At 67.7% G+C, this 9,370-nt stretch carries 10 protein-coding genes; 2 read left to right on the top strand and 8 right to left on the bottom strand.

Going from position 1 to position 9,370, the window contains the following annotated elements; all coding sequences use genetic code 11:
* Positions 1–281, top strand: a 281-nt coding sequence (locus GPA_RS04875) for an NUDIX hydrolase (protein WP_041239121.1), incomplete at its 5' end; no start/stop codon positions are given.
* Positions 282–327: 46 nt separating this feature from the next.
* On the opposite strand, the gene GPA_RS04880 is transcribed toward GPA_RS04875, so the two are convergent.
* The 8 genes from GPA_RS04880 to GPA_RS04910 all read right to left on the bottom strand — a co-directional run bounded on the left by GPA_RS04880 (position 328) and on the right by GPA_RS04910 (position 8,228).
* Positions 328–2,481, bottom strand: coding sequence for a molybdopterin-containing oxidoreductase family protein (locus GPA_RS04880; RefSeq protein ID WP_015539126.1), 2,154 nt, complete (start codon positions 2,479–2,481; stop codon positions 328–330).
* Positions 2,482–2,581: 100 nt separating this feature from the next.
* Positions 2,582–3,139: a cysteine hydrolase family protein gene (locus GPA_RS04885; protein ID WP_041239123.1), complete on the bottom strand. Its 558-nt coding sequence runs from the start codon at positions 3,137–3,139 to the stop codon at positions 2,582–2,584.
* Between the two features lie 65 nt (positions 3,140–3,204).
* A complete protein-coding gene (locus GPA_RS19965; RefSeq protein ID WP_015539128.1) occupies positions 3,205–3,516 on the bottom strand; it encodes a hypothetical protein in 312 nt (103 codons plus the stop codon).
* A 30-nt stretch (positions 3,517–3,546) separates the two neighbouring features.
* Complete coding sequence (locus GPA_RS04890; RefSeq protein WP_231847574.1) at positions 3,547–4,542, bottom strand: HD-GYP domain-containing protein; 996 nt, start codon at positions 4,540–4,542, stop codon at positions 3,547–3,549.
* Between the two features lie 34 nt (positions 4,543–4,576).
* A complete protein-coding gene (locus GPA_RS04895) occupies positions 4,577–5,137 on the bottom strand; it encodes an NAD(P)H-dependent oxidoreductase (protein ID WP_015539130.1) in 561 nt (186 codons plus the stop codon).
* A 120-nt stretch (positions 5,138–5,257) separates the two neighbouring features.
* Complete coding sequence (locus GPA_RS04900; protein ID WP_015539131.1) at positions 5,258–6,328, bottom strand: C40 family peptidase; 1,071 nt, start codon at positions 6,326–6,328, stop codon at positions 5,258–5,260.
* Between the two features lie 139 nt (positions 6,329–6,467).
* Positions 6,468–7,166 (bottom strand): TetR/AcrR family transcriptional regulator, encoded by a 699-nt coding sequence (locus tag GPA_RS04905; protein ID WP_015539132.1) that lies wholly within the window; start codon positions 7,164–7,166, stop codon positions 6,468–6,470.
* Positions 7,167–7,265: 99 nt separating this feature from the next.
* Positions 7,266–8,228 (bottom strand): DUF5692 family protein, encoded by a 963-nt coding sequence (locus GPA_RS04910; protein ID WP_041240092.1) that lies wholly within the window; start codon positions 8,226–8,228, stop codon positions 7,266–7,268.
* A gap of 223 nt (positions 8,229–8,451) precedes the next feature.
* On the opposite strand from GPA_RS04910, the gene GPA_RS04915 reads away from it, so the two are divergent.
* A partial coding sequence (locus tag GPA_RS04915; RefSeq protein ID WP_083808920.1) for a hypothetical protein occupies positions 8,452–9,370 on the top strand: 919 nt, incomplete at its 3' end.

The raw sequence follows: 9,370 nt of genomic DNA on the forward strand, positions 1-9,370 counted from the left end.
TGCGCGAGGAGACGGGCTACGCGCTGCGCGCCGACTTGGGCGCCGCGGCGCTCGACCCCCTGCCGCAGGCGGGCTTCTCGTCCACCGGCCTCACCGACGAGACGGTGCAGGTGGTGTTCGCGCAGGTGGAACGCGTGGCCGACGCGCAACCCGAGCCGGCCGAGCTCATCGAGCCGTTCCTGCTGCCCATCGCCGACGTCCCGCGCTTCCTCGCCGAGAACGACACGCCCATCGGCACCCGCGCGCAGCTCGTGCTCGAGGCGTTCGCACGCCGCCGCTAGGGGGCGCGCGAGCAGCTGGGGCGAAGTAGCGAGCGACGCCCGCCCGCTACTTCGCCCTCACGCGGGCATGGATGCCGCCGCGCAGGTTCGGAACGCCCTGGGCGGGATCGAGGTTCCAATCCGCATCGGGGAACAGCATGCCGTCGTTGTGGAGGCAGGCGCCGCTCAAGCCGGCCGCGACGCCCGGGGCCGTTTCGGGCTTCCACCAGCCGTGCGGCACGCGCAGCGTGCCCTCAGGCTGCGCCTCATCCAGGTGGGACAACAGCTCCACCTGCCCGTACGCCGTCTCCACCACGCACCAGGCGCCCTCGCCTATGCCCTCGGCCGCCGCATCGGCCGGGTTGACGAAGAACCGCGGCTCCGGCTCCTGCGCGCGCAGCTCGGGCATCTGGTGCAGGTTCGTGTTGTACGACTTCCGCTCGCGGAAGCCCGCGAACGCCACGTAAGGGTACGCTCCCTCCGGCGCGGCCTCGCAGCCGGGATCGGACGGCTCCTCGTAGGAGGGCAGCGGGTCGAAGCCCAGCTCGGCCAGCACGGAGCTGGCCAGCTCCACCTTGCCCGAAGGCGTGACGAACCGTCCCGGCGCAGCCAGCTCGCGTAGGAGGGGCTCCGGCGCCCGCGCGCACGCGTCCTCCCACGTGAGGCCGAGCGGCGCCAGCCGCCAATCGTACAGCTCGTGCTCGTTCGCCCAAGGGAACCGTTCCGCAAAGCCCAGGCGGTCGGCCAGGCCCTTCACCACGTAGTACCAGCTCTTGCACTGGCCCGCCGGCCTGCGGAACGCCTGCCCCGTCGAGAAGGCCGGCCCCACGTCGAACGGCGACCCCAACACGTCGCGCTCGGCCCACATATCGTCCGGCAGCACGTAGTCGGCCAGCTGCGCCGTGGGCGTGAGCCAATGCTCGAAGGCCACCACGAGGTCCTGGTTCATGAGCGCGTCGACGATGCCCTGCTGGTTCGCATAGCTCATCACCGTGTTGTTCGCCACGGAGAAGAAGGCCTTCACGGGGTAGGGGCCCTCGCCGCGCATGGCGGCGAACAGCGATGCCGGATCGCAGGCGCACGACTCGGCCAGCAGGTCGGGCTCGTAGGGCACGCCTTCGCGCTCGTTGGCCTGACGGTAGAGGTCCGAGGCCGCGAACGTGAGCAGCGGATGGGCGCCGCGCCCCAGCTGGAGGGCGCGCTTCTCGGATGGCAGCAGCTCGAACGCGGCCAGCTCGGCGTTGCCCACGCCTCCGAGCGCCGGCCCGCACACCGACTCGCTCTTGTTCACGAAGCCGCAGAGGGCGCGCAGGATGCACTGCGCCTGCAATAGCGACGTGGAGTTGCGCTGCATGTCGCCCACCACGCCCCAGGGGATGATGGCCGCCTGCGCCCGCGCGTACACGCGCGCCGTCTCGCGCACGAGCTCGGCGTCGATGCCGCAGAGGGCGGCCACGCGCTCGGGAGGGTACTCCGCCGCCCGAGCGGCCAGCTCGTCGAAGCCCGTGCACGAACCCTCCACGAAGGCGCGGTCGTAGAGCCCCTCCCCGATGACGACGTTGATCCACCCGAGCGCGAGCGCCGCATCGGTGCCGTAGCGGATGCGCAGGTGGTAGTGCGCGCGCTTCGCCGTGGCCGTCTCGCGGGGGTCGACCTCGATGAGCACCGCCCCGCGCTCGAGCGCTGCGTTCAGAGCCAGGTACTCGCCGGGCCAGCGCTCGCGGTCGCGGTCCTGCCCGAAGTAGACGATGCAGTCGGTCCGCTCCCAGTCCGCCCCGGCGAACCAGCCGTACACCGCCCGGTGCACCTGGGCGGTGTTGCCCATGCACAGCGCCACCGGCGCCGTGTAGTTGGGAGTGCCCAGGCAGTTCATCAGGCGGCGGGTGATGCCGCCGAAGCCCATGTTGAGCGGCATCTCGGCGAACGCCACGGCCTCCGGGCCGTAAGCGTCCGCCACCGCCCGCAGCCGCGCGGCTATCTCGTCGAGCGCCTGGTCCCAGGACATCTCCTGCCACTGCGGCTCGCCGCGTTCGCCCACGTTCTTCAGCGGCACGGTCACGCGGTCGGGATGCAGGCGGTACGCATCCACCATGCCCGCCTTCGGGCAGATGGCCGGGAATGCCGGATCAGCCGGCAGCACGCGCAGCCGATCCCCGTCGACCTCGGCCTTGACCCGACAGCCCCCGTCGCAGAACACGCAGGTCGTGTACTTCGTCTCCATGGCTCCCCCTCGCACGTCGTCCACCGGCACGCTATCCCCCCGTCTAGGCAGAATATACGCGCGCAACGCCACAGGCGCAAGGGCGCGCCACGGTGCGCTGCTAGCGGTTGATCACCTGTATCTGGAGGCCTTCCATGACGTCGAGGGCCTTCTCGTGAAGGTCGGGGTCGAACGAGGCCGTGCAGGCGGCGTCCACGATGACGGGCACCTCGGGGCAGGCGGTCTTCGCCAGCACGGCGTTCGAGATGATGCAGATGTTGGACACCAGGCCCACGATCTCTATGCTCGCGAACGGCAGCTTGCCCACCGCGTCGGCAGCACGCTGCGACTGGCGGCAGCGCTCGAAGAACGCGGCCGAGCCGAACGCCGGCTTGCAGAACACGGTGTCGGAGTCGCGCAGGCAGTCCGCCACCTGGCCGTACAGGTCGTGGCCGGGCGTGCCCTCCACGCAATGCGCTACGGGGAGGTTCTTCCCCTCCTGCGTGTCAAGGTAGTCGCGCCGGTGCGTGTCGAAGGTGAACGCCACCTCGTCGCCCGCCTCGCGGTACGCGGCGATCTTGTCGGCGATGGGCTTCTCCAGCTTCTCGGCACCGGGAAAACCCAAGGCCCCGTCCACAAAGTCGTTCTGGTAGTCCACCACCATGAGCAAACGTTTCATGATCCTGTTCCTCCCCTTCATCTGGCCGTCATTATCGGCCTGGAGCGGCGCACGGTACCCGCCGTTCAGCCGACCGGCGCGGCCGGCTCCGTCAAAGGCTCCGCCTCATGGCGCGCCAGCTGGTCCAAAAGCCAGCGGTATTCCTGCTGCACGCGCTCGTGCAACGCCGCGACGGGAAGGCATGCGCGCTGCACCACGGCCATGACCTCGTCGTAATCGCGCACCATCACCGCCACGCACGAACCGTCGATCAACCCGCGGTCGCGCTGGTCGGCCAGCACCTCCAGCACCCGCTCTTTCGGGAACGCCTCCTTGTAGCTGCGGGTGCCCACCAGCGCGCTCACGATGTCGGCCACTGCGATGATGCGGTCCGCCATCTTCAGCTCGACAGCCGCGAGGCCGCGCGGCTAGCCCGAGCCGTCGAGCTTCTCGTGATGTCGGGCCGCCGCAGCGGCGATGTCATTGGGCACGCAACCGGCCAGGATCGACTCGGTCAAGGTCACATGCGTGCGCATGACGGCCATCTCGCGGGCATCGAGGCGTCCCGGCTTCTCCAAAATGCCGAGCGGGATGCCGATCTTGCCCACGTCATGCAGCAGCGCGGCGCAGTACACACGGCCCCTCTCGGCTTCGTCGGCTATCAGGCGGCGGGCTATCTCGTAGGCCGTCCAGGCCGTGGTCACCGTATGGGTGACGGTGTGGCGGCTGCGAAAGTCGATGACATGCACGAGCATGTCGAGGAAGGCCGCAGCGGCATCAGGATCGGCCGCAGCCGACACCTTGCGCAGCGCATCCCCCGCATCGAAACCGCCGCGCAGCTGCCCGAGCAGGCCTGCGCGCCGCTCCGCTTCCTGGAACAGGGCCGTCGCCTCGAACGAGAACTGGCCCGCAGGAGCGCTCCCCAGCGCATGCGCCACCTCCTCGGTGCTTGCCCGGGGACGCTCCAGCAACAGCATGTCCACGCGGTCGGCCACCTGCAGCACCTGCGCGAGGAAACGCACCGCCGGATCTTGGTCGGTGAACAGGCGATAGGGCATATGGTGGTAGAGCACGACCTCGGCATAGCCGGCCAACGGCGAGAGCTCCTTGAAGAAAAGGTAGCCGTAGAACGAATGCTCCCACACGTCGCATGACTCGAACTCCACGAGCCGATCGATCTCCTCGGTGCAATAGGCGCCGATGTCGTGCATGAGCGCCATGAGGCACGCGTCGCGGCGCCTTGCCGGCTCCCACCCCGCCGCCTCGAGCATGGCGTCCATGATCGCGCCCACCCGCAGGCCGTGATCCACCAACCGGGAATCCACGCAGTTGAGCGCCCGCTGGATCATCACGGTCGCGCCGGCTGCACCCAGGTAGTCGGACAACCGGACCGGATGGTCGAGGCGCGGAGGTGCAAGGGCCACGAGGCCCTCGGCGTCATGGGCGGCCGACGACATGCTAGTCGAGCGCGGCTATCTGGGCTCGGGCCTTGTCCATCTGGGCCTCCACATCGATACCCACGATATCCAGCCCCTCGGCGGCCACGAACCGCGTCTCGGGAATGCCGAACATCTTGGCGATGCCGCAGAAGTACTCGTAGCCGAAGTTCGCGCCCTCCACGAACCCGCCGCACGACGCGATATAGGTGAGGCGGTCCGCCTTGCAGATGCCCTCGCACCGCGCGTCCTCGGTGTAGTGGAACGCGATGTCGCACACGCTCACATGCTCCATATACACCTTGAGCGCCGCCGGGAACGACAGGTCCCAGTACGGCGCGCCGATGACGACCTCATCGGCCTCGGCGAACTGGTGCGACAGGTCGAAGATGGGATCGTCCCATGCCTTCGCCTTCTGCTTCTCGGTACGGTAGGCCACCATCTGGGCGTCGAACGGCTTGAGGCCGAGCGTGGCCAAGTCGACTTCGACGACCTCTTCTTTGTCCTGCAGGTATTCACGGCACAGTGCGAGCGTGCGCGAGTCCTCTCCGCGCATGCAGGCGTTCACGAACAGCGTAGTCATGAAAGCTCCTTCGGTATATCATCGTGCGCCTCCGAGGGCGCACATCCTATAATAGCGCACCCGCGCCGGGAGCGGCGCGGGTGCGGGCAATGCGAAAAGCGAACCGGGCCGAGCGGCGGCCTAAAACCGCAGCGCATGGGTGAAGCCGGCCCAGCCAAGGCCGTCGGTATCGCGCACGCGGGCGCCGAACGTGGGGGCATGCACGTAGTGGGTGCCGCCCGCATTGCAGGCGATGCCCACGTGGCCGTTGTAGCCGTCGCCGTAGCCCACCCACAGCACGTCGCCGGGCTGCGCCTGGGAAACGGGAAGGCGAGCCTTCGCCGCGTTGTACAGCGCCTCGGTCTGGTGCGGAAGCGACATGCCCACTTGCAAATACGCCCAACGAACCAGGCCCGAGCAGTCGAACGCATCCGGCCCGGCCGCACCCCATACGTAGGGGCAGCCGATGCGCGAGAGCGCGTAGTCCACCACGGAGCCCTGGGATGGAACGGGCGACGTCGTGCCCGAGTAGCCGTACGAACGCGAGCGCGCCGCGGCTATCTCGGCCTGGCGTGCCGCTTCCTGCTCCTGCGCAAGCAGCGACTGGGCCTCAGCGTCCAGCTGGGCGAGCAGCGCCTGCAGCTCCGCCACCGAGCGCTCGGCGTCCTCCTTGATGCGCTGGGCCTCGGCAGCCGCCTCGGCTGCAATCTGCTCCTGGCGCTCGAGCTCTGCCTTGGCGGCTTCGACCTCGGCGCGCAGGTCCTTCGTCTGCTGCACGAAGCTGGCGTCGTTGTCGTTCAGCTTCTCCAGCAGATCCCAATTCTGGGCGAACTCCTCGAACGTGGTGGCGCCCATGATGAAGTCGAGCACCGAGGACTGCCCGGTGCGGTACATGCTGCGGGCCCGGGAGCCCAGCTTCTCCTGCAATCCGGCGATCTGCGCGGTCGCCTCGTCGATGCGCGCCTGGGCATCGGCAACGGCCTGCTGGGCAGCCGCGTGCTCGTCGAGCGCCTTGTAGTACTGCTCCGTGACCACGTCCAGCTGCGCCTGCATGTCCACGATGCGCGCGCGGACGGCGTCGGCCTCCGCCAGCTTGTCGGCGGCGGTGGGCTCGGCGAACGCCAGAGCCGGCTTCAAAAGCACGGCCGCGCCCAGTGCGGCAGCGCCTGTCAAAAACGTGCGGCGGTCAAGGCCGCGCGTGGATTCGCTCATTCGTCAAACCTCCCTCGCGATCCGGGATACGCCGCCTCGCTCGGTATAATACGAGGTCAAAGCATATAAATGCCAGGCGTTCCACAGTCAACGCGTCGGTGACGACTATAACACGCCCCGGCAACGCGCGCGCCAATCTTCACGCTTCGCACGTAGCCGCAGGTGGGTTGGGGTGGCGTATCTCGTCGGGAGCGTCGAGCGGTTCCATGTCCAGATGCAGCGCCTGCTCCACCACCTTCATGAGCGCCTCGTCGGAGATGGCGGGGTTGATCTTCACGAGGCCCACCAGGCCGAAGATGACCACGCAGAACATCTCGTACACGAACTCTATCTCCACCTGATGGTACGCCGCGTACTCGGCCACGATATTCCCGTTGATGCAGTCCACCGTCTCGCGCACGGCGCGCACGTCGAATGCGTCGCGCACGCCCAGCTCCTCCAGCACGGCTATCATGGGGCGCTGGTTGCCCTCGGCGTCGTAGAGCGCGCGGCGGAACGTGGCGATGCACGCGCGCAGCGACCCCGACGTGTCACCGAACCGGCGCGACTCGTTCCACACGATGACGCTCTCCACCAGGTCTTCCACGTAATCGTCCAATACGGCGTCCACGACGGCCTGCTTGTTCTCGAAGTAGTAGTACACCAGCTCGCGCGTGACGCCGGCCTCGGCGGCCACGTCCTTCACCGTGGTCTTCGCCACGCCCTGGCGCTCGAACAGGGAGCGCGCCGCCAGCATGATGTCGCCGGCCGGCCCCGTGAGGCGCCGACTCTCGGCGAGCGAGCGACCGCACTCGCGCTGCACGGGCGCGTATCTGGTCTGCCTGGTGCCCAGCCGCATGGCCCCTCCCCTCGCTCCGAAGCGCGCATGGACGCGCGCGGGGTGCTCCTGCACGCGTCCATTATACGGGAGGGAAGAGGCGCCGGACATGCGCGCGGCCTAGCTGTTCTCCTCCACGACCCGCTGGTAGGCCTTGGTGTCGACGTACAGCTCGTCGGTGAGCGGGTTGAGCTTGCGCTGCCGGATGCGGCGGAACTGGAACACGGCCAGCGCCACGTTCGAGGCGAGCGCGAGCAGGCTCACCGCGAAGAACGCCGCGGGATTGTGCGTGGTGGGGATGGGCGCCAGCACGTCGGCGAACTGCGGCACCGTCATCACGAACATAATCCAGAGCCCGAGCGTCTGCGCGCGATGCTGCAGCCACGCCCCCTTCTTGATGAAGAACGTGGGGATGGTGCACGCCAGCAAGAGCGCCAGGCCGCAGTACGCGGAGTGGTCGGAGATGCAGTTGTACGTGTAGGCGAAGTTCCACAGGTCGTAGGCGATGATCCACGCCCAGATTATGTCCGGCCAGATCATGTCGCGGGCGGAGTCCTTCGAGATGAAGATGCCGAACCAGCCGCAGATGGTGACGATGTTCAGGATGCCGGCAATGCCGTTCATGATGTTCCACGGCCCGGAGATGGTCCACAGGTTCTCTACGATGCCGCCCTGCCACAACCCGAAGCCGAACACCTGGAAGTCGCGGATCACGGCCTCGGCGATGTTGATGGCCAGGATGAGCGGCGGAAAGCAGAGCGCCCAGCGCTTCTCGTAGAGGTGGTGCGTGCGGCCGTCCGCGCCGCGCCATTTCACGAAGCGCAGCGCGATGAAGCCGAGGCAGCCCGCCAGCGCCGAGTACGTCTTCACCCAGTTGAACCACGTGCCCGTGCCGTACGGGTTGCCGGGCGCTGCCGTGGTGGGCCACACGAAGACGGTGAGCACGAGCGGCACCACCGCGAACAGCGCGATGCCGGCCCACAGCTTCACGCGCCCCAGCTCGTTGAACGCCATGAGTGCGAACAGGATGAACAGCCAGATGGCCCAGTACAGCGGATCTTCGGCCTGGTACAGGATACCCACGAGGATCGCCCCCTTCATGCGAGCCCGTGCACGTATGAGCCCCTCGCCCACCGCGCGTTTGCCCGCAGTATACGGGGCGCTCGCAGGCGAAGTCTTTCACACGGGAGGGCGGTTTGTGAAAGAAGCGGCATGGCCGGCGATGCTAGACTGGCGGCGTCAACGTTGCCGGCATCGCATGCCGTTCCACGGCAGCTGCCGCTTCACCGGGGGAAGGGGTTTCGCCATGACCGTGCCTGTGTGGGTCACGCCGATCTCGATGGTTGTCTACACCGTGCTGCTCATGCTGCTCACCGAGTTCATGCGACGGCATTACCGCACGTCGATGTGGGTGTGGGTGGTGTCGCTCGTCACCATTCCGCTATGGATAGCCAACATCCCCGGGGACGACTGGTTCCGCTGGGCCAAGAACCTCTCCGTCATCCTGCCGCTCATCTTCGCCGGCCTCGGGCGCATCGCCGCCGTGGAGCAGAAGGACACGCCGTTCTGGCGGACCATGCGCAAGCGCTGGGTGCGCTGGGTGCTGTACGGCATCGTGTTCTGCAACATCGCCGAGGCCACGCTGCGCGACGTGCAGATGGGCAACATGATGAACGCGCTCGCCGGCTTCATCCTGTGCGTCACCATGCCGTTCGGCGACAAGTTCTGGAAGTACGACACCTCCAGCCACGGCGAGATCCTCTCCTACACCGTGCCCATGTGGAACTTCCTCTACACCACCTGGAACGCCTGCTTCGTGTACGCCGAGGGCCATGAGTTCTTCGCGTCCACCTGCTGCATCCTGGCGGCGGCCGAGCTGTACCCCATTGTCATGCGCCGGCCGGAGCTCTACATCACCGGGCGCATCTACACGCTGGGCGCGCACCTTCTGCTGCGCAGCTGCTTCCCGCTGCTGTTCCCCACCATCATGAACAGCGCCGCGTGGTTCAACCCCGACTTCATGGCAGGATGGGGCCTGTTCAACGGTATCATCGGCATCCCGTTCGTGTTCTGGTACTGCTACCAGCTGCACACAGGCCGTGCCGACGTGGCGTTCCGGCGCGGCAAGGCGCGCGCGGTCTACCTGGAAGGGCGTGCGAACGGCACGATCGACGAGTACGGCGACCCGGTAGCCTTGCCCGCGCCGGCTGCGGGCAAGCCGCAGG

This window comes from Gordonibacter pamelaeae 7-10-1-b (assembly GCF_000210055.1).
Lineage (GTDB): Bacteria > Actinomycetota > Coriobacteriia > Coriobacteriales > Eggerthellaceae > Gordonibacter > Gordonibacter pamelaeae.

What these genes read in the sequence shown, in the direction of transcription:
- GPA_RS04880 (WP_015539126.1), bottom strand. Translation starts at nt 2,481, where the DNA reads ATGGAGACGAAGTACACGACCTGCGTGTTCTGCGACGGGGGCTGTCGG.
- GPA_RS04885 (WP_041239123.1), bottom strand. Translation starts at nt 3,139, where the DNA reads ATGAAACGTTTGCTCATGGTGGTGGACTACCAGAACGACTTTGTGGAC.
- GPA_RS19965 (WP_015539128.1), bottom strand. Translation starts at nt 3,516, where the DNA reads ATGGCGGACCGCATCATCGCAGTGGCCGACATCGTGAGCGCGCTGGTG.
- GPA_RS04895 (WP_015539130.1), bottom strand. Translation starts at nt 5,137, where the DNA reads ATGACTACGCTGTTCGTGAACGCCTGCATGCGCGGAGAGGACTCGCGC.
- GPA_RS04900 (WP_015539131.1), bottom strand. Translation starts at nt 6,328, where the DNA reads ATGAGCGAATCCACGCGCGGCCTTGACCGCCGCACGTTTTTGACAGGC.
- GPA_RS04905 (WP_015539132.1), bottom strand. Translation starts at nt 7,166, where the DNA reads ATGCGGCTGGGCACCAGGCAGACCAGATACGCGCCCGTGCAGCGCGAG.